Origin of the sequence: Candidatus Pelagibacter sp. Uisw_134_02 (assembly GCF_047720265.1) — a bacterium.
Lineage (GTDB): Bacteria > Pseudomonadota > Alphaproteobacteria > Pelagibacterales > Pelagibacteraceae > Pelagibacter.
Window position 1 is genome coordinate 697,024 of sequence record NZ_CP159813.1, and the last position, 21,640, is coordinate 718,663.

29 protein-coding genes are annotated in these 21,640 nt (G+C 31.1%); 6 read left to right on the forward strand and 23 right to left on the reverse strand.

Annotation, left to right across the window (positions count from 1 at the left end; genetic code table 11):
• Positions 1 to 12: 12 nt before the first annotated feature.
• The 3 genes from ABXT56_RS03880 to ABXT56_RS03890 are packed head-to-tail and all read right to left on the reverse strand — an operon-like array spanning position 13 to position 3,603.
• Positions 13 to 642: a class I SAM-dependent methyltransferase gene (locus ABXT56_RS03880; protein WP_415299412.1), complete on the reverse strand. Its 630-nt coding sequence runs from the start codon at positions 640 to 642 to the stop codon at positions 13 to 15.
• Positions 643 to 646: 4 nt separating this feature from the next.
• Positions 647 to 1,660 (reverse strand): ribonucleotide-diphosphate reductase subunit beta, encoded by a 1,014-nt coding sequence (locus ABXT56_RS03885; protein ID WP_415301385.1) that lies wholly within the window; start codon positions 1,658 to 1,660, stop codon positions 647 to 649.
• Between the two features lie 5 nt (positions 1,661 to 1,665).
• On the reverse strand, positions 1,666 to 3,603 hold the full coding sequence (locus ABXT56_RS03890) for a ribonucleoside-diphosphate reductase subunit alpha (RefSeq protein WP_415299413.1): 1,938 nt from the start codon (positions 3,601 to 3,603) through the stop codon (positions 1,666 to 1,668).
• A 158-nt stretch (positions 3,604 to 3,761) separates the two neighbouring features.
• Between ABXT56_RS03890 and ABXT56_RS03895 the strand changes: the two genes are divergently transcribed.
• Genes ABXT56_RS03895 through ABXT56_RS03905 form a run of 3 tightly spaced genes read left to right on the forward strand, consistent with a single transcriptional unit; the run spans position 3,762 to position 6,660 of the window.
• Positions 3,762 to 5,216: a phosphomannomutase/phosphoglucomutase gene (locus ABXT56_RS03895; protein WP_415299414.1), complete on the forward strand. Its 1,455-nt coding sequence runs from the start codon at positions 3,762 to 3,764 to the stop codon at positions 5,214 to 5,216.
• Positions 5,200 to 5,481 carry a hypothetical protein gene (locus ABXT56_RS03900; protein WP_415299415.1) on the forward strand — a complete coding sequence of 94 codons (282 nt, stop codon included), beginning with the start codon at positions 5,200 to 5,202 and terminating at the stop codon, positions 5,479 to 5,481. The genes ABXT56_RS03895 and ABXT56_RS03900 overlap by 17 nt, the downstream gene beginning before the upstream one ends.
• Positions 5,482 to 5,517: 36 nt before the next feature.
• The gene (locus tag ABXT56_RS03905; protein ID WP_415299416.1) at positions 5,518 to 6,660 is read left to right on the forward strand and encodes a glycine cleavage T C-terminal barrel domain-containing protein; all 1,143 of its coding nucleotides are present in this window, start codon (positions 5,518 to 5,520) and stop codon (positions 6,658 to 6,660) included.
• Between the two features lie 110 nt (positions 6,661 to 6,770).
• Here ABXT56_RS03905 and ABXT56_RS03910 read toward each other — a convergent pair whose 3' ends face one another.
• The 10 genes from ABXT56_RS03910 to ABXT56_RS03955 form a co-directional block, all read right to left on the reverse strand.
• The gene (locus ABXT56_RS03910) at positions 6,771 to 6,962 is read right to left on the reverse strand and encodes a hypothetical protein (RefSeq protein WP_415299417.1); all 192 of its coding nucleotides are present in this window, start codon (positions 6,960 to 6,962) and stop codon (positions 6,771 to 6,773) included.
• Positions 6,963 to 7,042: 80 nt separating this feature from the next.
• A complete protein-coding gene (locus tag ABXT56_RS03915) occupies positions 7,043 to 7,627 on the reverse strand; it encodes an HD domain-containing protein (protein WP_415299418.1) in 585 nt (194 codons plus the stop codon).
• Positions 7,624 to 8,367: a DUF805 domain-containing protein gene (locus ABXT56_RS03920; protein ID WP_415299419.1), complete on the reverse strand. Its 744-nt coding sequence runs from the start codon at positions 8,365 to 8,367 to the stop codon at positions 7,624 to 7,626. The genes ABXT56_RS03915 and ABXT56_RS03920 overlap by 4 nt, the downstream gene beginning before the upstream one ends.
• Positions 8,368 to 8,445: 78 nt before the next feature.
• Positions 8,446 to 8,628, reverse strand: a complete 183-nt coding sequence (locus tag ABXT56_RS03925) for a hypothetical protein (protein ID WP_415299420.1) — start codon at positions 8,626 to 8,628, stop codon at positions 8,446 to 8,448.
• A 6-nt stretch (positions 8,629 to 8,634) separates the two neighbouring features.
• Positions 8,635 to 9,012 carry a hypothetical protein gene (locus ABXT56_RS03930; RefSeq protein WP_415299421.1) on the reverse strand — a complete coding sequence of 126 codons (378 nt, stop codon included), beginning with the start codon at positions 9,010 to 9,012 and terminating at the stop codon, positions 8,635 to 8,637.
• Between the two features lie 3 nt (positions 9,013 to 9,015).
• Positions 9,016 to 9,579: a hypothetical protein gene (locus ABXT56_RS03935; protein ID WP_415299422.1), complete on the reverse strand. Its 564-nt coding sequence runs from the start codon at positions 9,577 to 9,579 to the stop codon at positions 9,016 to 9,018.
• A 651-nt stretch (positions 9,580 to 10,230) separates the two neighbouring features.
• The gene (locus ABXT56_RS03940; protein WP_415299423.1) at positions 10,231 to 10,395 is read right to left on the reverse strand and encodes a hypothetical protein; all 165 of its coding nucleotides are present in this window, start codon (positions 10,393 to 10,395) and stop codon (positions 10,231 to 10,233) included.
• Positions 10,392 to 10,574: a hypothetical protein gene (locus ABXT56_RS03945; protein WP_415299424.1), complete on the reverse strand. Its 183-nt coding sequence runs from the start codon at positions 10,572 to 10,574 to the stop codon at positions 10,392 to 10,394. Before ABXT56_RS03945 ends, ABXT56_RS03940 begins: the two co-directional genes overlap by 4 nt.
• Positions 10,575 to 10,581: 7 nt before the next feature.
• Positions 10,582 to 11,019 carry a DUF4396 domain-containing protein gene (locus ABXT56_RS03950; protein ID WP_415299425.1) on the reverse strand — a complete coding sequence of 146 codons (438 nt, stop codon included), beginning with the start codon at positions 11,017 to 11,019 and terminating at the stop codon, positions 10,582 to 10,584.
• A gap of 5 nt (positions 11,020 to 11,024) precedes the next feature.
• Positions 11,025 to 11,453 carry a c-type cytochrome gene (locus ABXT56_RS03955; RefSeq protein WP_415299426.1) on the reverse strand — a complete coding sequence of 143 codons (429 nt, stop codon included), beginning with the start codon at positions 11,451 to 11,453 and terminating at the stop codon, positions 11,025 to 11,027.
• Between the two features lie 78 nt (positions 11,454 to 11,531).
• Between ABXT56_RS03955 and ABXT56_RS03960 the strand changes: the two genes are divergently transcribed.
• Positions 11,532 to 12,416, forward strand: a complete 885-nt coding sequence (locus tag ABXT56_RS03960) for a DMT family transporter (RefSeq protein WP_415299427.1) — start codon at positions 11,532 to 11,534, stop codon at positions 12,414 to 12,416.
• A gap of 14 nt (positions 12,417 to 12,430) precedes the next feature.
• Here the strand turns inward: ABXT56_RS03960 and ABXT56_RS03965 are convergent, their stop codons facing one another.
• The 9 genes from ABXT56_RS03965 to ABXT56_RS04005 all read right to left on the reverse strand — a co-directional run bounded on the left by ABXT56_RS03965 (position 12,431) and on the right by ABXT56_RS04005 (position 19,630).
• A complete protein-coding gene (locus tag ABXT56_RS03965) occupies positions 12,431 to 12,928 on the reverse strand; it encodes a pentapeptide repeat-containing protein (protein WP_415299428.1) in 498 nt (165 codons plus the stop codon).
• 82 nt (positions 12,929 to 13,010) lie between these two features.
• Entirely contained in the window at positions 13,011 to 13,499 is a 489-nt protein-coding gene (locus tag ABXT56_RS03970; protein WP_415299429.1) for a hypothetical protein, read from the reverse strand.
• Entirely contained in the window at positions 13,496 to 13,801 is a 306-nt protein-coding gene (locus tag ABXT56_RS03975) for a hypothetical protein (RefSeq protein WP_415299430.1), read from the reverse strand. Before ABXT56_RS03975 ends, ABXT56_RS03970 begins: the two co-directional genes overlap by 4 nt.
• Positions 13,791 to 15,401 carry a SulP family inorganic anion transporter gene (locus ABXT56_RS03980; protein WP_415301387.1) on the reverse strand — a complete coding sequence of 537 codons (1,611 nt, stop codon included), beginning with the start codon at positions 15,399 to 15,401 and terminating at the stop codon, positions 13,791 to 13,793. The genes ABXT56_RS03975 and ABXT56_RS03980 overlap by 11 nt, the downstream gene beginning before the upstream one ends.
• Before the next feature lie 193 nt (positions 15,402 to 15,594).
• On the reverse strand, positions 15,595 to 15,993 hold the full coding sequence (locus ABXT56_RS03985; RefSeq protein ID WP_415299431.1) for an HIT domain-containing protein: 399 nt from the start codon (positions 15,991 to 15,993) through the stop codon (positions 15,595 to 15,597).
• A gap of 2 nt (positions 15,994 to 15,995) precedes the next feature.
• Entirely contained in the window at positions 15,996 to 16,781 is a 786-nt protein-coding gene (locus ABXT56_RS03990) for a sulfite exporter TauE/SafE family protein (protein WP_415299432.1), read from the reverse strand.
• A gap of 40 nt (positions 16,782 to 16,821) precedes the next feature.
• Positions 16,822 to 17,814, reverse strand: coding sequence for a tRNA dihydrouridine(20/20a) synthase DusA (gene dusA / locus ABXT56_RS03995; RefSeq protein WP_271492735.1), 993 nt, complete (start codon positions 17,812 to 17,814; stop codon positions 16,822 to 16,824).
• A 22-nt stretch (positions 17,815 to 17,836) separates the two neighbouring features.
• Positions 17,837 to 18,379 carry a DNA-directed RNA polymerase subunit omega gene (rpoZ, locus tag ABXT56_RS04000; RefSeq protein WP_415299433.1) on the reverse strand — a complete coding sequence of 181 codons (543 nt, stop codon included), beginning with the start codon at positions 18,377 to 18,379 and terminating at the stop codon, positions 17,837 to 17,839.
• 42 nt (positions 18,380 to 18,421) lie between these two features.
• On the reverse strand, positions 18,422 to 19,630 hold the full coding sequence (locus tag ABXT56_RS04005) for an MFS transporter (RefSeq protein WP_415299434.1): 1,209 nt from the start codon (positions 19,628 to 19,630) through the stop codon (positions 18,422 to 18,424).
• A gap of 14 nt (positions 19,631 to 19,644) precedes the next feature.
• Here ABXT56_RS04005 and ABXT56_RS04010 point away from each other — a divergent pair, with 14 nt between their 5' ends.
• Together ABXT56_RS04010 and ABXT56_RS04015 are read left to right on the forward strand one after the other, a co-directional pair.
• Positions 19,645 to 20,511: an NAD(P)-dependent oxidoreductase gene (locus ABXT56_RS04010; protein WP_415299435.1), complete on the forward strand. Its 867-nt coding sequence runs from the start codon at positions 19,645 to 19,647 to the stop codon at positions 20,509 to 20,511.
• Positions 20,512 to 20,517: 6 nt separating this feature from the next.
• Entirely contained in the window at positions 20,518 to 21,117 is a 600-nt protein-coding gene (locus tag ABXT56_RS04015; RefSeq protein ID WP_415299436.1) for a flavin-binding protein, read from the forward strand.
• On the opposite strand, the gene ABXT56_RS04020 is transcribed toward ABXT56_RS04015, so the two are convergent.
• Positions 21,114 to 21,626, reverse strand: a complete 513-nt coding sequence (locus tag ABXT56_RS04020; protein ID WP_415299437.1) for a gamma carbonic anhydrase family protein — start codon at positions 21,624 to 21,626, stop codon at positions 21,114 to 21,116. The two genes, ABXT56_RS04015 and ABXT56_RS04020, sit on opposite strands and share 4 nt — an antisense overlap.
• Positions 21,627 to 21,640: the final 14 nt, after the last annotated feature.

A 21,640-nucleotide genomic window follows, 5' to 3' on the forward strand; every position in this document is an offset into this window, starting at 1 on the left:
GTAACTGATAATTTATTTTTTTTCTATTTTAGCAAATCTCTCAGAAATAATTTCTGATTTAAAATTATTGCCAAAAACAAATTCATCTATAGCTCGTTTTACTCCAGGAGCATAGCTCAAATTATAATCATCACAAAGAATAGTACCATTATTATTATCCAAAACAGGCTTAGAATAATATAAATCATTTTTAACCGTTTCATAAGCATGCCCCCCATCTAAAAAAACATAATCAATTTTTGACATATCAATTTTTTTTAATAATTTATTTGAGTTTCCTTTAATTAGATGAACATTTTTATTAAATTTTTTTAGAAGATCAGATACGGCTTCTATAGAATATGGATCTTTTTGAAGAACATATTTAAAATAGATCTTTTTTAGTGGATTATTAAACTTTGTACTTGGAATAATTTCATCAGAGTTCTCAGAACTTTCACCAAACAAATCTAACCCTATATACTTAAAATCAAATTTATGAATACTGTGTAGAAGTTCACATACATTTCTCGCTGTAACACCATGAAAAACACCTATTTCAAGAAAATTTTTGGGCTTTTTAAAAGCTATTTCATCAAGAAATCGCTCACCAATGTTTGCTTGCTTAAGACTAGTTTTTCTAAAGTATTTTTTATACTTCAAGAGATTAACTAAATGCTTCTGTCCAGGTTCCTTGAGTAGATGCTTTAGAATATTCAGTAGAACGACCTTCAAAGAAGTTCATGTGTTCGACTGCATTCAACATGGAATCTAACCAAGTAAGTGGGTTTTTTTCCACATCGTAAATTGGTTCTAATCCGAGTTGAGATAATCTTCTATTAGCAATAAACCTGATATAAAGTTTTACATCTTGTGCTGTAAGACCTTCCATAGGACCCATTTCAAAAGCTAAATCAATAAATGCATCTTCATGCTCTATGATTGTTCTGCACGCTTTATAAAGTTCTTTTTTTAATTCTGGAGTCCAAATTTCTGGATTTTCGTTGATGAACTCTTTAAACAGTCTAATCATTGAATTACAATGAAGAGTTTCATCTCTTACAGACCAAGTAACAATTTGGCCCATCCCTTTCATTTTATTATGTCTTGGGAAATTAAGCAAGATTGCAAAACTTGCAAATAATTGTAAGCCTTCAGTAAATGCACTAAATACAGCTACAGTTAATGCAATATCTTTTTTTGAACTCATGTCAAAATTTTGCATGTAGTCGTATTTATCTTTCATCTCTTTATACTTCATGAATGCAGAATATTCTGACTCGGGCATTCCAATTGTATCAAGTAAATGAGAGTAAGCAGCTATGTGAACTGTTTCCATTGAAGCAAATGCAGTCATCATCATTAAAACCTCTGTTGGTTTAAACACTGTTGTATAGTGTCTTAAATAGCAGTTTTGCACTTCAACATCGGCCTGAGTAAAAAATCTAAAAATTTGAGTTAATAAATTTTTTTCAGATTGTGTTAAATTTTTTTGCCAGTCTCTAACATCATCACCTAATGGTACTTCCTCTGGTAACCAGTGAATTCTTTGCTGTGTTAACCAAGCATCATAACACCATGGATATCTAAATGGTTTATAAACTGGATTTTCAACTAATAAGCCCATCTTTTGTGGTTGAACTATTTCATCTTTTGGTGGTTGAATAATTTTACCGTTCATTTTTTCTACTGACATGATAGGCACTCCTCGTATTCTGGTTGATCTGTTGTTTGTGGTTTTGATTTATAAACATTTGCGGTAACATCTGTTGCTTTCGTATCATTAACATTTTCTGCACGTTGTATTGATTTTGATCTACAATAATAAAGGCTCTTTAAACCTTTTTTCCAAGCATCAAAATGAATTTTATGTAGTTCTCTTTTATGAATGTCTGCTGGTACAAAAAGGTTAATTGATTGTGCTTGAGATATAAAAGGTGTTCTATCTCCACTTAATTCAATAATCCATTTTTGGTCCAGTTCAAATGCTGTTTTAAAGACATCTTTTTCTAAATCAGTTAAAAAATCTAAATGAGAAACAGAGCCTTGGTTTGTTGTAATACCAGACCAAACATCATCAGTATTTTTCCCATGTTTTTCTAACAACTCTACTAAATATCTATTTTTAACATTAAAAGACCCTGAAAGAGTTTTATGAGTATAACTGTTAGCTGCAACTGGTTCTACTCCTGGTGACGCTCCACCACAAATAATAGATATAGAAGCTGTAGGTGCAATAGCAGTTTTGTTAGAAAACCTTTCATTATAACCATAATCAGCAGCATCTGGACATGGTCCTCTTTCATCAGCTAAATCTTTTGAGGCTTGATCAACATGCTCTTGAATATGTTTAAATATCTTTTTATTCCAAGCTTTACTCATAACAGATTCAAGTGGAATATTGTGTTGCTGTAAATAAGAATGGAAGCCCATAACACCTAGGCCAACACTTCTTTCTTTTTCAGCAGAATATTTTGCATCATCAAATTGCTCTGGAGCTCTTTCAATAAAATCACTTAATACATTATCTAAAAATCTCATAACGTCATTGATCATTACCTTGTCATCTTTCCACTCATCATACTTTTCTAAGTTTAAAGATGATAAACAACAAACAGCCGTTCTATCTCTTCCATTTTTATCTATTCCTGTAGGTAATGTAATCTCACTACAAAGGTTAGAAGTTTTAACAGTTAAGTTAGCAAGTTTGTGATGTTGAGGAATTTGTCTGTTAACTGTATCGATATAGATAATATAAGGTTCACCTGTTTCAATTCTTGCAGTTAATAATCTAATCCATAAATTTCTTGCAGAAATAGTTTGCTGTACAGTTCCATCAGCTGGGCTTTTTAATGCCCACTGTTCATCTGTTTCAACAGCCCTCATAAATGCGTCCGTTACTAAAACACCATGATGGAGGTTTAATGCTTTTCTATTTGGATCTCCTCCTGTGGGTCTTCTCATTTCAATAAATTCTTCAATCTCAGGGTGATCAATTGGAAGATAACATGCGGCAGACCCTCTTCTTAATGATCCTTGGCTTATTGCCATCGTTAAAGAATCCATTACTTTAATGAATGGAATTATTCCTGATGTTTTTCCAACTTTGCCGATTTTTTCACCAATAGATCTAAGGTTTCCCCAATAACTTCCTATCCCACCACCTTTGGCTGCTAACCAAACGTTCTCACTCCATAAATCAAGTATTCCGTTCAAACTATCTGATGCTTCATTTAAAAAACATGAAATAGGTAAACCTCTTTTAGTTCCACCATTTGATAAAACTGGTGTTGCGGGCATAAACCATAAGTTACTAATATAGTTATAGACTCTTTGGGCATGTAAATTGTCGTCCGCATATGAACTTGCAACACGAGCAAACAAATCTTGAAAAGATTCGTTGTGGCCTAAATATCTATCTTTTAAAGTTGCTTTACCGAAGTCTGTTAATTTAGAATCTCTTGATCTGTCAATCTTGATAATTATTCCCTTTTCATTTTGAAATAATTCTGTTTCATTGCTTAATGAAAATAAATCAGGTCTTTTTTCTTTTGTTAATTCACTGTTATTTGGGCTATATTCGGAGACAGCTTTCTTAAGTGCCTGTGATAGTATTTTGTTCATATTTAAATATTTTTTTCAGTTATTTTTCACAAAACAACTACATGTTGTATGCTAAAACCATTGATACACTATATAAATCATTAATCAACAGAACATTTATAGAACATATTAAAAAAAAAACAATAAAAAAATTAAAATAAATGTATGAAACATAAGTAATGACAACAAAATTAAAAATAGACCCATATGGATTTAGAGAGTACGACGCCAGATGGTTGTATGAAAAGGATATAAACCAACTTGGAATAGAGAATCTGGGAAGAGGTTTGGGCACTCAAATTATAAAACATACAAAAAAAACTAATCCAAGAGTAATTGTGGGTCATGATTATAGGTCTTACAGTGAAGAAATAAAAACTGCTCTTAAAAAAGGACTATTTTCAACTGGATGTAATATTGAAGACATAGGTTTATCTTTGTCACCTACTGTTTATTTCGCACAATTTAATTTAGATGCTGATGCTGTTGCAATGGTAACTGCTAGTCACAATGAAAATGGTTGGACTGGGGTTAAAATGGGTATCAAAAAAGGCTTAACTCACGCACCAGAAGAAATGAAAGAATTAAAAGAAATAACTTTAAATGAATATTTCATAAAAGGTAAAGGCAGTGAAAAACAGATAGAAGGTTTTCAGCAAATTTATAAAAATGATTTAATAAATAAAAATAAAGTTAAAAAGAAGATTAAAGCAGTTGTAGCATGCGGTAATGGTACAGCTGGAATATTTGCACCTGAAATTTTAAGAGGTATTGGTTGTGAAGTAATAGAATTAGATTGTGATCTTGATTGGACTTTTCCAAAATACAATCCAAATCCAGAAGATTTAGAGATGTTACATGCTATTGCAAAAGCTGTAAAAGATAATAATGCTGATATTGGTTTTGGTTTTGATGGTGATGGCGATAGAGTTGGTGTAATTGATAATACTGGTGATGAAATATTTTCAGATAAAATTGGGTTATTAATTGCTAGAAATTTATCTAAAACTCATAAAGGTTCTAAGTTTATCGTTGATGTAAAATCAACTAGTTTGTACGCAACTGATAAGGTATTAAAAGGGAATGACTGTGAAATTGTTTATTGGAAGACAGGTCACTCACACATTAAAAGAAAAGTTAATACTGAAAAAGCTCTAGCAGGCTTTGAGAAAAGTGGACATTTTTTCTTTAACCAACCCTTAGGTTTTGGTTATGATGATGGAATTAATTCAGCAATTCATGTGTGTCATCTATTAGATAATGAAGATAAAAGTATGCATGAAATTATAAAAGAACTTCCTAATACTTTTCAAACACCAACAATGGCGCCTTTTTGTAAAGATGAAGAGAAATATCAGGTTGTTGAAGAATTGGTTAAACAAGTAAATGAAATTAAAGATAATAAAACTAAAATTGATGGCCAGGAGATTAGTGAAGTCTTAACAGTTAATGGTATCAGATTTTCTTTTAAAGATGGTTCATGGGGATTAATTAGAGCCTCATCAAATAAACCATCATTAGTTATTGTTACTGAAAGCCCAACATCAGATGAGAGAAAGAAAAAGATCTTTGATTTTATTGATGACCTTTTACAAAAAACTGGCAAAGTTGGCGAATATGATCAAAAGATATAAATATTTACTAATCTTAATCCTTCTTTTTACCTCTAAAAGTCATGCTCTAAGCCCTGAATATGAGAAGGAATTGTATATTGGTTGTTACACTAACTCTAAAACATATATAGGTGCTGATGGGGCTAAAATATACTGCCAGTGCACAATTGATAAATTAAGCAAGAAATTCAATGATAAAGAGATCAATGAAGTTTTTAAAAAAACACCTGAAGAGATTCAACAACTAACTGCATTTGCGACAATTGAGTGTGAGAGTAATAATTAACTTTTCAAATAATTAAATAATTAATAGGTTTTAAAGATGGAAGATAATAAAAATTTCGGCTTTGGAACTCAGATTAGAAAATCTCCTTACTTTAATTCAACTGTTAAATGGGGTGCAACTGGCTTTTCAGTCTATAATCACATGTATATTCCACGTGACTTTGGATCTCCTGAACAAAACTTTTGGAATTTAGTTAATGAAGCAATTTTATGTGATGTTGCGGTTGAGCGACAAGTAGAGATTACAGGACCAGATGCTACAAAATTTATTCAACTATTAACACCAAGGGATTTATCAAAACTTGCTGTTGGACAATGTAAATATGTTTTAATTGTAAATAATGAAGGTGGAATTTTAAATGATCCAGTTTTATTAAGACTAAAAGAAAACCATTATTGGTTATCTCTTGCAGATAGTGACATTTTATTATGGGCACAAGGGGTTGCGGTAAACTCAGGTCTTGATGTTAAAATTATCGAACCCGATGTCTCCCCTCTTCAATTACAAGGACCAAACTCTGGAAAAATTATGGAAGCTTTATTTGGTGAAAGTATTAATGATCTTAAATATTATTGGTTAAGAGAATTAGATTTAGATGGCATTCCTTTAATAGTCTCTCGAACCGGTTGGTCAAGTGAGCTTGGATATGAATTATACTTAAGAGATGGCTCTAAAGGTGATGAATTGTGGGAAAAGATAATGGCAGCTGGTAAACCTCATGGATTAAAACCAGGTCACACATCATCAATTAGACGTATTGAAGGTGGAATGTTATCGTACCATGCAGATGCAGATATAAACACAAACCCTTATGAACTAAATCTAGGAAGATTAGTTAACCTTGATACCGATATAAATTTTATTGGTAAAGATGCTTTACAAAAAATAAATCAAGATGGTATTAAAAGAAAGCAAGTTGGAGTTATCTTGGATTGTGATCCTTTAACAGGCCCTAACACTACCTTTTGGGAAATCTTAAAAGACAATCAGCAAGTTGGTAAAATAACTTCTGCAGTTTATTCACCAAGACTAAAACAAAACATAGCACTTGCAATGGTTTCAATTAACAATTCAGAGATTGGAACGGTGCTTGATGTTAAAATGAATGACAAAATCATTAAAGCAACGGTTGCTGAGAAACCTTTCTATGATCCTAAAAAGAAGCTAGCTAGTAGCTAACAATAAGAGTATTTATAAACCATGTTAACTCCAAAAGATTATATTTCCCTATACTTACTAGTTATTATCTTAACGGTAGTCTCAGTTAACTTCATGTACCGTCTCTATTTCTAGTAATATTCCCTATCCCTTTTATTAAGAAAAGACCTAGATGAACCAAGTTTCCCTTTATTAATTGGATCAGAACAACTCACAAATCTCATTCCACAATTTGGATCTTGTCTTGGAGCACTTTTAAAGACAACCTTGATCTCAGCTTTTCTCAACTTTTCTAGCTCCTCTTTCCTCTGACGGTCTCTCATTTTTTGATTTAATAAATTTATAGTTGAGAAACATCTTTAATTAAAAACCTGACCCAGAACCACGATCCCTAAAAACTTTTTCATTTAGATGAGGCTCTCTTAATTTCTTTAACTACCGTTAAGTAATTACCTTTAAGCACTTTATGGCCTTTTAAATGTTTTGAAAACTCTTTGTATAAACTCTCATAATACCAAGCGACTTGCTTTGGTGTTGCTGTAAATCTCTTCCAGATCTTCTTACCTACTCTTTTGTGATCACTAACAATGCAAGTACCATTATGTAATTTATCACAAAGGGACACAAACATGGAAGATTGGCCTTTCTTCTTTATATCTGAAATATACTTTTTCTTTCTAGCTAGCCAAGGTGGTTTAGGAACAACGATAGTATCACTACACTCATCAACTATTTGAGCAACTTTACTACCAAACAGTTTTTTAATTTTAATTAAGGTCTTTAACCCTCCTTGATCTTCAACAGCATCGTGTAATAAACCTCCTATAGCTTCATCAGTAGTACCACCATCTTCTATGACGTTGTTACTAACTGAAACTAAATGAGTAAAATAAGGAATTCCTGTTCCCTTACGGTTTTGTTTAAAGTGTATCTTATAGGTGAAATCTAAAGCTTTTTTATATTTCTTTTTGTTTATTTTTTTGTTCATTTATCTTTCTTTCTAGAACCTTCAGTAGTCCACCATACAATCAGCAAAACAAATCCAATGCCAGTTATAGAAATTAACTGCCACCAACCTGATCTATTAATATCATGAAGTCTTCTGCAGCCAACTGCAAGCAATGGTATAATCGTAATTAACCCAAAAATAGAATATATAGCCAGAGGTGCAAGAGAGAGTATGACTGAACCAGCTAAATGAAATAAAAAGAAATACCAAAATTCACTTTTACCTGCTCTTCCCTCAAAAGTAGCATATTTGTTAAAACAAACAGAAATAGATTCTCCAAAATTCATCGTGTTTGATTTTTTTAGTTTAGCATTATTTTGTGATGATGTCGGTCTCCATGGCTCAATAGGATTATCATCTATTTTTGGTATTTGTCTTTCACCAACTTGTTGGTCCAGTGTATTTCCGCAGCCTTCACATTTTCGTACACCTATCAATTTTTTTGGTACAGATACAATTGTATATTTTTTAACACAGAATGATCTTCCACAACTAACATTAGCATTTGGGTTTAAATCCTTTAATTTTTTTTCTTTTTCTTTTTCTTTTTTTAAATCAGCAGTTCTTAAGTCTATGTATATAACTTTAGCTTTTTTTTCGTCTCCCTCTGCTTTTTTAAAAGCTTTCAACCAACAACTATCATCGTAGTTTTCACTTTTTAATTCATTTCTAATTATTGAGGCTACTACTTTATCAATATCTTCTGAAAAATCTGTCATGAACCAAAACCTTACCAAACCTCTAATCAGGTGTCTACGTGATGGAATTAGGTGAGCTCTCTTTCAAGCCAAATTAAGTTAAGTATTTAGGTTCTTACTGTTCACTTTTTTTTGCCTTCTCCACAAAATAAAAAATAAAAGTATTAGTCCAGGTTGTAAAATTACAAATATAACAATATTAGCAAGTTCATAACCCATACCAGTTACTTCCCCTATAACTTCAAGAACCCATACACACCAAAGAAAGAATTGATCAATCATAAAGTTTTATTCAATATTTGTCATTTCAACATCACATTTATAGTGCTCTAAGAACCTATCATTTTTATAATCATACTTTGATAATGTCATGCTAGGTTTTGTATCTCCATCAAATACAATCATTTGAAAACCTAATTCATAATCTGCAAACCTTGCAGTTACTTGATTTTCTCCAATATCTAATTTGTTAGCTTCAATCATTACAAATTCACCCTTCTCTTTATCAAAATATTCAAGCCCTACTGCTTGCATTGTGAATTTTAAAGGATCATGTTTTCTTCCAATGATTATATATTTCATATTAAGACATGAGATTTTTAAACCTTGATCAGCGTTAGAGGTTGTTGGTAATAACAATAAGATAAGTAAAATAATTCTTAACATTGTCTAACTGTCCAAATGATCAATAGTTTTACAAAGCTTATTAGCCTCTAAGACAGAGGGCACAAGTTTATCTAATTTCCAGTTATTGATCGTTATATCAAAATACTTGGCCGCTTTAAAATCAATCCCATCTACTATCTCAATTTCATACTTCTGAAATTCATCATAGAATTCTTTTAAGAAATGCATGTATTCTTTAATAGGAAATGTTCCCAAACTAAATGATACTCTGTATCCCATTAAAAAAGGCGAAACATCTATAACATTTGCTGTTACATCTACACCATTAATCTTTATAGGAATATTTTTGTTTATTAATTGCTTAATATCCCCAGGTTTTTCATAAGTGTAGAAAGTAAAATTATTATAAACTTTTGTACAATTACTTTCTGTTGAAATAAAAAAATTCAATGAGTCCCCGTGAGTAACTTCACCTGATACTCTGGCATAGGCTAAACTGTTAAATTGATCGATGGTCCATTCCTCATCATCAGCTTGAGCCTGATAGGCAATAACTAATAGAAATAAAAATAAGTGTGCTGAAACAAAAATTAAGAACCGCTTCATGATTTAAGCTCCAGGGTTATTACATTTTTCTTGAGTATTTTGATTATTTTCTCCCAAATGACGCTGTTATGGGTGCTTGGAATGAGTTCAAATTTAAAGGTTTGTTTGTAGACAGGTTTACAATTCTCGTAAGCAATGTAAGCGCTTACATGACAGTATTTATTAATACCGTTTATTTCCATATATCAAAACTCCTATTATTCGTTGTATTTTTTAAGGTAAGTAATTTGTAGTTAGTAATGGTTTCGCCCCTTCTCTTATCAAGGGGTTTACGGAAAGAGGACATGAAGAAAAAAAACCGTAAATATTTGAAAAGGAGTGAAATCCAATGCATGATTCTACTTAGATCATTACCGTTTGTTTAAATCTTGCTCTAATAATGTTTAATTTATGAAATATATGATTGTTAGAATTATAAGGATAATGACAATCCAAATAGTAAGATTAGTTAAGAATTGTTTTAATTTAGAATTAGATTGTAGAAAAGTTGGGAGTACTAATAAGAGTATTCCCACCATATAAAAAAAAGGTAATATTTTATCTACCATTAACTACCTTAGCTTAAACCTAGAGCAGAGAAACTTAAAGATTAAATAGTTAAATTTTCCAAGACCATAGAAGTTAGGTTCAGATTTCTTAGCTTTTACCTTCTTAACTTTTTTCTTCTTCATAATTGATTTGGTTTTGTGTTTCATTTAAATTTTTCAGATTATAGCAATCAGTGCAAAGTAAGATCACTTCTGGTCCTGAGCTTACTTGTGTTAAGATGGCTGTATCATCTCCACACTCACTGCATCCTGATAAACGTTTCTTCATTTATGTTTATTACGGGTAATTTCATTAATTCTATCAATATAGTTTTTAATCTCAAGGTTATCTTGAGCTTTATTATCTTGTTTGAGGTTTTTCTTTCTTTGATAATAATAATAAATAGGCATAACAACAAATAAGGAAACGATAATAATTGCTAATATGATTTCAAAAGTTGTAACCATTTAATATTTAATGACAGGCTTGATTGAATTTTTTAAGTCTCCAATAATTATATGGCCAAGGTGTTAAAAAGCCAACTGTTAACATAATCGGTACTACCCACCAGGTAAGTTGTGCTCCACCTGTTAGTAAATAATCTGTTAAGTTCATCGTGATTTCCATACTAACCATTGAGATGAAACTCATTCCACAGGCAGTTTTTAAGGCATTAATTAATTTAAAGTTTTGTCTCATTAAAATAAAAGTTTCAAGCATAATGCTGGTTAATAAACCATTAATGAGTGCTAAAGTCATAATGCCCAATACTGGAAAAGGAATTTTACTTAACTGAAAAAATAGTATGGTTCCAAAGTCACCAATTGCACAGCCAATAACACACCACATCGTATTCTTAGCGCTTTTTCTCCACGTGTGTTTACACGACCAATGAAATGTATCAGTTGCCATTTAATTTATTTACTTAAAATTATTTGATGTTTGTAATAATCATCAGGCCAAAAACTTTTAATGTAGGCTAAAACTGAATCTATATCTTTGTCACTAAGATTATCTCCAAAGGCACCCATTTTTCCTTCATAATCAATAATTACTCCAACCAAACCATATTTAATAATTTTATGTAGTGTTTCATCATCATGGTGCCAAGTGTGACCTGTACCATTTAAAGGTGGCGCTTTTCTATGACCATCTTCATCAACGCCCTTCCAATTTTCAGCACCTGATAAATTAACTTGATGACAGCTTGCACAATTATTTTGGTATGCAATTTTACCTCTAGCAATCATTAATTCAGAATCTCTGGTAATTGGATAATGATTATCAGAATAAGAAATGCTACTTAATGATATAAGTAGAGTTAAAATTAGAAGTATTTTTTTCATAACTACTAAATTTATATATTAAAAATTGTTAGATTAATCTTATATTTTTTTAAGATTGATTGATTATAATCTTTAATAATGAACAATTTTTTCTTATTTATTGTCACACTTTTTTGCTGGTCCCCTACTTGGTATGTCATCAAGTTTCAATTAGGTTACGTTGATCCATTAGTATCGGTGTTTTATAGATTTTTGATAGCTGCAATAGTTATTTTTGTTTATTTAATTTATAAGAAGAAAAATCTCAAGTTTTCTTTAAATCAGCATCTTTGGTTTTTGCTATTTGGTGTTTGTCTTTATTCTCTAAATTATGTTTTCTTTTATCTATCAAACACTTACTTAATAAGCGCATTTCCAGCAGTAGTTTTTTCAACTGTAGTTATTATGAATATTTTAGGAGAAGGCTTTTATTTTAAAAAGAAACCTTCTTTAAAAACCTTACTTGGAGCAACTATTGGAATGATTGGAATTATAATTATTTTCAATGATGAGATTTTCAACTTTAGCTTAAGTAATGGAACGCATGTTGGATTATTTTTAGCCTTACTTGGTACATTTTGTGCATCAACAGGTAACATGGTTCATCAAAGAAACTTAAATAACAACTTTTCATTAATACCAACACTTGCTTATGCAATGTTTTATGGTTCACTGGTCACACTATTAATTACCCAAATAAAAGGCACTGAATTATTATTTGAATATAGTTTCAGTTATATCACATCCCTTGCTTATTTATCAATATTTGGCTCAATATTTGCTTTTATCTTTTACTTAAGATTATTAGAGAAAGTTGGAGCAGGACGAGCAGGTTATGTGGGGGTTGTTATGCCTGTACTTGCTTTATTAATCTCAACCGTGTTTGAAAACTTAGAATGGCAACAAGATTTAATAATAGGCTTGCCTATTTTAATAATTGGAGCAGTGCTCGTTATTAATCAAAAAATTAAGCCTATAAAATAATTTCTAAGAATTTTTTATTTATTACATTTTCCGATAGAACCAAAGGAACATTTGCTTCCATCAATCCAAACTGCGTTATTAAGATTAGCACCTTCAAAGTTAGCATTTAAAATATTGGCGCCCGTCAAATCAGCCTCAAAAAGATTGCTATTAGTAAAGTTTGTCTCAATTAATGAAGCTCCTTTAAAGTTTACTCTTGTTAAATTAGCACTCAAAAAGTTAGCTTTTTCAAAAATACCTCCTTCAAGATTTGCTTCATATAAATTCGTTCTAATAAAAGAAGATTCTACAAAATTGCCATTAGCTAATGTTGCATTCATCATTACCCCTTTATCGAAGGTAACTTTAATAAAACTGATAAAAGAAAGATTAGAATTTGGTATATAGGCTCTGCTTAAATCTTGGCCTTCAGAGAATTGACAATTTGAATAATCTACCCCATCAACTGGAGCATCATCACATCCTGCTTTTGCACCACTAGTTAACAATAAACTTAAGACTAAAATGCTCAAAAGCTTGCTAATAAAGCTCGTTCCTAATATCTTTTTCACAATTAAATGCTAACAAATCTTTCTTAGGATGTCTTGAGTTAATTTAATTAGGTTTTGTCCAATAACCATAAACACAACGTGAGCCCTGTCTAGAACAATCATAAGTATCATGTAAGACACCATCTTTAACAACAGTTATGTGTTTCGAGCAAGATACAATCAAAGTTCCACTTGGAAGTTCATCCTTTTTTAAATGAACTTTACAACCTTGACCAATAAACATAGTTGGTGTCCACTGCCATCCTAGTTTTTCAAGATATTTCTTAACCACCACTCTATGAGTACCAGACCTTGGGCTATCATTTTTTTGTTTTAAACTTCTAGCAAGTCTAGTTTGTGATGTAGTTCTAAATTCTTCATTTGCTTTATAAAGATCATCATAAATTTTTTGGTAAGGAAGATTTGTTACAATTGCAATGGATCTAACTACACAGTCTCCTGCTTTCCCTTTATATCCAGCAGCTGCTCTACCCCCATCATTAATTTCTAATTCTAAGTTGCTGCTTGAAAATAATCTTTTAAAAAAATTCAAGATTTACTTTTATGATCAAGGATCTCAACCATACACTGAGTTGCATATTCACGCCATTCCGCAGCAGATTTATCCTTAAGATTATTAAGGTGGTTCATGTTGCTATCTATATTTACTTGATGTTTGATTTTATCTGTTTCATCAAGATTTTTTTCCATGTTAGTAAGATTGGTTTTCATTGCATTGATCCAACTATTACCTAGTTCAACACATTTAACATCGTCTTTCTCATCACAAATTTGTTTAAAGAAATTAAAAATAACATCATCAGCTTTTATTTCTTTATTCATATTATTTTCCAAAAATACCCAATTTTACATCATAATCAACTGCAACTCCATAATCTGGATCATCATCACTATCGACTACAAGTTGTCCTGCTTTACTTAATAATTTATGACAATCACGAGTGAGATGTCTAAGCTTAATTCTTTTGCCAAAACTATTATATTTATCTGCAATATCTTCAATTGCCTTTAAAGCGGATTGATCAATTACTTTTGATCTAACAAAATCGATAATAATGATATCAGGATCTTTAGCAGGATTAAAAAGTTCTAGAAAACTATTTGTTGAACTAAAAAAAAGAGGCCCTTCTATTTCATAAACTTTTGCACCTTTTTCTGTTTTGGAGGCTCTTTCTGTTGCTCTAATTTTTGATGCTGATTTCCATGCAAAGACTAATGCAGAAACAATTACCCCTACTAATACTGCTACTGCTAAATCTTCTAAAACTGTAACAACAGTTACAAGTATAGTTACCAGTGCATCACTTTTTGGAACAAAAAATAAAATCTTTAAAGAGTTCCATGCAAATGTTCCAATCACTACCATGAACATCACACCTACTAGAGCAGCAATAGGTATCATTTCAATATATGAAGATGTGTATAAAATAAAGATTAACAAAAATAATGCAGCAGATATCCCTGCAATACGTGTTCTACCACCAGATCTAACATTGATCATTGATTGACCAATCATCGCACAACCACCCATTCCTCCAAAGAAACCTGTAACAGTATTTGCTAAGCCTTGTGCTAAACATTCCTGGCTAGCACCACCTCTTTTATTAGTTATTTCTCCTACTAAATTTAAAGTTAACAAACTTTCTATCAATCCTATTGAGGCTAAAATGAATGCATAGGGAAAAATAATCTTCAATGTTTCAATATTAAAAGGAACACTTGGAATAGAAAAATCTGGAAGCCCACCTTTAACACTAGCTAGGTCACCAACATTAGGAATATCGATTTTTAAGGTTAAAGCTAAAATAGTTGTAAATAAAATAGCCACTAACGTTGATGGCAATAATTTTGTGATTTTTGGCAAAAACCAAATAATAAACATCGTAAAAACAACAAATATAATGGAATAGAGTAATGTATTACCCGTAACCCAAACTAACTCGCCAAGTGCATTTATTGTTTTAAACTGACTAAGCTGAGAAATACCAATTACTATTGCTAATCCATTTACAAAGCCAAGCATCACAGGCTCTGGGACCATTCTAATAAATTTACCAAGTTTAAATATACCTGCAATTAATTGTAATACTCCCATCAAAACTACTGTTGCAAATAAATATTGAACTCCATGATCCATAACAAGTGCAACCATTACAACGGCTAAAGCACCTGTTGCCCCTGAAATCATTCCAGGTCGACCCCCTATTAAAGCGGTAATTAAACCAACTATAAAAGCTGCATAAAGACCAGATAAAGGCGCAACACCAGCAACAAAAGCAAATGCAATTGCTTCTGGAACTAAAGCTAAAGCCACTGTTAATCCAGACAAAATTTCAACTCTAAAAAGTGAAAGGGATAACCCTTTCTTTGGAATGTAGTTTTGAGAATTAAATCTAAAAGACTTTACAATCCCTAAAATTGCTTCTGATGCAATTTGTGAATGGGGTTTAATTTTTTTCAAATATTTTACTAGTTTTGTTATTATTAAAAGATTGCTTAACAATCTAATAAAGCAAGTAGTTGATAAAGTCTACTTTCAATTATTAAGTGTATAACTATTTAGAGAGAATCACATAGAAGTAATATAAGGGTGGTGTAGGGAGACTGAAACCACCCCGACCCCTTTCTTAAAAATATTTTTTTAACAAATCAATAATTTTTGTTAACGATTCTTTTGAATAAGGTTTACTTTTAACCACCCAAACTGATAGTGGCCACGTACTATCTTTGGTAGATCTTGCAATAATATGAACATGTAATTGAGGAACAATGTTACCAATTTTTTCAACGTTAAGTTTTTTTGTTTTAAATATTTTTTTCATTAAATTACTACAATGAACAATTTCTTTCATAAGTAACATTTGATCTTTAGAATTGAGTTCTGAAATATCATTAATATTTTTTCTCTTAGGAATTAAAATGATCCAAGGAAATTTAGCATTATCAATTAAACGAATACTACATAGTTTTAAATCAACTATTAAATGAGTATCTTTTAAAAAACTTTTGCTTACGTTATTTGCCATAATTATAGTTTAAAATATTCATATAAAAACTTTACTGCAATGATAAGTAAAAATATTCCAAAGTATTTGCTAATTTTATTCTTATCAATAGTGTGAACTGTTCTTGCACCAATTCTAGCCATAAAGGTTGTAATTGGTATAAAGATTAAGAAAGCAGGGATATTTATAAAGCCAAAACTTAATGGAATATTTGTTTTTAAATAACTGCCTGTTATCAAAAATCCTATTGCTCCAAATAATGCAATTAAAAAACCAATTGCAGCAGCACTTCCTATGGCTCTATTAATTGAATAACCAAAGAACTTTAATATTGGAACATTCATAACAGCTCCACCAATACCCATGGGTGCTGAGATAAAACCAACCAAAAACCCTAAAATAATTTTTAAATGAAGTTTAATTTTAAGAGTTATGTTTTTCTCTTTCTCCTTTAATAATAATAGATAAACACTTAATAGGAATATGATAATTGCAAAGAAAAGAACTAAAGTTTTAGTTTTAAGGGTAGCTGCAAAAATAGTTCCAAAAATTACACCCAACACTACAAAAATTCCATAGCTTTTCACAATATCAAAATCTACTGCTTTAAATTTATGATGGGTTAAAATTGATACCGTTGAAGTTGGAATAATGATTGCAAATGAAGTTCCAACTGCAAGGTGCATGACATATTGTTGATCAATTCCTAATGAATTAAAAATATAAAATAAAAATGGAACAGTAATTAGGCCTCCCCCTATCCCAAATAAACCTGCAACAAATCCAACAGGAATTGCTGTTAATGCCATTAATAGACTAAAATAGATGTACTCGTTAGATAATAAAGAACTAAGCAGATTGACTTACCGACGTATCAACATTGTTATATTTAATCTTATCCATGATGTGATCGATTTTTTTAACATCGGCATCTCTAACACACATGTTTTCGCTTAAATACCTTTTCCAAAAACTAGACCCTGTTTGACCGTGAAATAATCCAAGTGTATGTCTCATAATTTGATTTAAACGAGTTCCTTTTTTAATTTCTTCTCTGACATACGGTAACAATTGTTCGATTACATCTTGTCGACTTGGCACATTTTCATTATTAAATATATCTCTTTCAATATCAGCTAATAAATAAGGAGTATGATAAGCAGCACGTCCAATCATAACTCCATCAACTTTTTCTAAGTGATCTTTCATTTGATCAGTTGTAGTAATTCCACCGTTAATAATAATTTCTTCATTAGGGAAATCTTTTTTTAATCTGTAGACAAAATCATATTTTAAAGGGGGTATGTTTAAATTTTGTTTAGGAGTAAATTTTCCAAGAATAGCTTTTCTTGCATGAATAATAAAAGTTTTAACACCAGTGCTTTTTAAAGTTGAAATAAAATGATGTAAGTTTTCATAGTCTTCAGTATCATCGTAACCAATTCTTGTTTTAATCGTGACTGGTAACTTTGTAACCGATTGCATTTTGCTCAAGCAGTCTGCAACTAAATTTGGTTCTTTCATCAAACATGCACCAAATTTATTTTTCTCAACTTTTTTTGAAGGACAACCAAGGTTTAGATTTATCTCATCATAACCAAAGTCTTCACCTGCTTTAGTAGCCTCTGCAAGTAAGGCTGGAGATGATCCACCAATTTGAAGGGCTATTGGTTTTTCATTTATATTAAATTCTAGTAATTTTTTTTTATCCCCTCGATGAATGGCTTCAGAAACAACCATCTCACTATAGAGCAAAGTATTTTTACTAATCAGTCTTAGAAAAAAACGTTCATGACGATCAGTACAATCCATCATGGGTGCAACGGATACTTTCCTGTTCATACTAAACTTTTATATTATTTTTTTAGCTATTTGTAGTCTCTGAATCGTTAGAGTTTACTTCAGTTGTTTCAGCTTCTGTTTCAGCTTCAGCTATTTGATCTAAAGATACATCTTCATCTTTCTCATCAGCTTCCTGCTCAGCATTAACATTTACTTCTGGTTCAGCTTTTGCTGTTAATTCTGCTAAATCTTCTGCTACAACCTGAATTTTTTCTGGAATTTTTCTTGCTCTTTTTGATGGTAAAATAGGTGTTCCACTTTTAGAAATTTCACCCTTGTACATGCTTTCGAAATCATCTCCAGTTATTTCATCATCTTCTGAACCATCATCAACTTGCTCAACATGCTTTCTTAATTTGTGAATTGCACTTTCGGTTAAGTCAACAACCTTAATTGATTCTTCGGCAATTTCTCTTAAAGATATTACTGTATTCTTATCGTTATCTCTATCAATGGTAGGCTCTAAACCTGAGTTTAATTGTGCTGCTCTTTCTTTTGCAACCAATACTAACTCATAAGGACTTTCTACCTTATCTATGCAATCTTCTACAGTTACTCTAGCCATGGGCAGTATCTATACGGTGGTTAAAAAAAATCAAGGATAATTTTATAAATAGTAAGGATTAAGTCTGTTCTTTATGAGAAATAACAACGATATTGCGATTAAAATATAAGATCCTGAAACTATAGCGATTTGTTCAATAGAAAAGCTATTATCGATTAATATTCCAAATAAAGCTGTACCAAATGCAGTTGAAAAAACCATTAATGCTGTTGTTAGTGCTTTAATAGAACCAATATATTTAACTCCATAAATTTCAGCCCAAGTAGCTGAACCTAGAACATTTGCTAAACCGTTTGAAATTCCAATTAAACCTAAAAATAGAAATGATGAAATTGGTGAGTTAAAATAATAAAGCACAAACGTTGAGACCAATAAAGGAATGTTCATATAAATTATTAATTTTCGACTACTAAACTTATCAATTAAAAAGCCTGTTAAAAATAAAGTTAAAACTGATAAAATTGAATACACCATAAAGGATTGAGCAATAACATAAGGTCCCCAACCTTTAGATGACACTATAAAAGACTGATAAACAAATGTGCCCGTTGCAATTGAAGGCATTGCTAACATACTTAGACAGATAATATAAAAACGATAATCTTTTAACACTTCACCTCTTGTCCATTGTTTAATATCTTTAGTTTTAATATTTGTAGTACTAGATGTTTCTCTTGAATCTAATTTAACATTTTTAACTAATGTAATGATGACTATGGGTAAAATAATAATAACTAAAATTGATATCGCTACCCAAATATTTCTCCAATCAACAAAAGTTAATAAAAAAATAATTAATAAGGGTAAAATAAATTCAGCTAAAGATAAACCAAGCCAAGTTGTACTTAAGGCGCGTCCCCTAGTCTTTTCAAAAAATCTTGAAATTGTTGTAGTTGCTGTGTGAGACATTAGTCCTTGCCCTGACAGTCTCATTAAAAAAATTGACAAAAATAAAAAAGCAACTGATGAAATTTTAGAAAATAAAAAACAAGAGATCGCTAACAAGGCTATTACATAAGATGCGAATTTTAAAATATTAAAGTCATCTATCTTTTTACCAACCCAAACGAGTATAAAACTACTTAATAAAGTAGCGGATGCGTAAATGGATCCAAACTGACCGTGGGTGATAGAAAGTGCATCCCTTATACTTGAATTAAATAAACCTAAAAAAAAACTCTGTCCAAAGCTTGAAAAAAATGTAAATATAAAACCAAATAAAATTACTTTAAAATTCAAACTTTTAAACATAGGAAATAGAAATTATGAGCAATGTTGCATTTATAGGTTTAGGTGTCATGGGTTATCCAATGGCAGGATATATATCAAAAGCAGGCCACAATGTAACTGTTTATAACAGAACCGCTGCAAAAGCTGATAAATGGGTTGCTGAATATAAAGGTTCAAAAGCAGATACACCTGCAAAAGCTGCTGAGGGTGCTGATTTTATATTTACCTGCGTTGGAAATGATAATGATTTAAGAGAAGTAATATTTGGTGACAATGGTATTTTTAAAACAATTAAAAAAGGTTCTATCTATATTGATAACACAACTGCATCTGCAACGATTTCGAGAGAAATTAATGAGTTTGCTAAAAAAAATGATTTTGGTTCTTTAGATGCACCTGTATCAGGTGGTCAAGCTGGTGCTGAAAATGGTGCACTAACGGTAATGATAGGTGGCGAACAAGCTGACTTTGATAAAGCAAAAGACATTATTAATTGTTTTAGTAAAAAAATGAAATTATTAGGTGGTGCTGGTAATGGCCAATTAGCAAAAATGGTTAACCAAATCTGTATCGCAGGTTTAGTTCAAGGTTTATCAGAAGCAATTAACTTTGGGAAAAAAGCAGGTTTGAATATGGAAGATGTAATTGAGGTTATATCTAAAGGTGCTGCTCAATCTTGGCAAATGGAAAACAGATACAAAACAATGATTGATGATCAGTTTGAATTTGGTTTTGCAGTAGATTGGATGAGAAAAGATTTAAAAATTGCAATGGATGAAGCTAAAAATAATGGCTCACAACTCCCTGTAACTGAAATCGTTGATAAGTATTATAGTGAAGTTCAAGAGATGGGTGGAAAACGTTGGGATACTTCTAGTTTGATTAGAAGACTTAGTAAATAAGTCATAATGCAACCAATTTACTACGAAGATTTTGAAGAGATTAAAAATAAGATCTGGTCAATGTTGGATAATGCTATCAAAGATAGAGGGTCTCCTTTTAGAATTCCTGTATTTATTTGTGGTGGTCAAGATGACTTTGATGGAAGAATTGTAGTTCTTAGAAAATCAGATAGAGAAAAAAATCTTGTACAATACCATAGTGATATTAGATCAGATAAAATTGCTAAATTAAAATCAAATAAAAACGCAGCAATGTTATTTTATGACAAGGAAGAAAAGATCCAAGTTAGACTTAAAGTTGAATGCATTGTTAATCATGGAAATGATATTACAAAACAGTCTTGGTTAAATACAGGACACATGAGTAGAAAATGTTATTTAGTTGATCATGGTCCAGGGACGAAATCTGAAACCCCTACTTCAGGGTTAAAACCTGAGTTAGATAATTTTGAATTTACGATGGAGCAAAGTGAAGTGGGTTATAAAAACTTTACTGTTATTCAATGTAAAATTAAAAGCATGGAGTGGCTTTATTTAGCAGCCAAAGGTCATAGAAGAGCTAGATTTGATTTAGAGAATAATAAAGATAACTGGTTAATTCCTTAAAATACTGACTTAGAGTATTTTTTCCAATTATCTTGATAATGAACAGCATTTTCAGTAATTAATTTTGTCTCTTCAGTGGAAACCTGACGTACAATTTTACCAGGGGAGCCTACTACTAAAGAATTATCAGGAATGACTTTGTTTTCTGTAACAAGAGCATTGGCACCTATAATACAATTTTTTCCAATCTTTGCTCCATTTAAAATAATAGCACCTATTCCAATTAAAGAATTATTTCCAATAATACAACCATGCAGCATTACTAAGTGACCAATGGTTACATCTTTACCTATTTTTAATGGATAGCCTGGATCAGTGTGTAAAATACTCCCATCTTGAACATTTGACCCTTCACCAACATGAATATTTTCAACATCACCCCTCAATGTCACATTAAACCAAATGCTGGTATTTTTTTCTAAAGTAACATCTCCAATGATAGATGCATTTGAGGCAGACCAATTTTCACCTAAATTTTTTACTTTTTTATCTTCCAAATCATAAAACATAACTTATATATTGT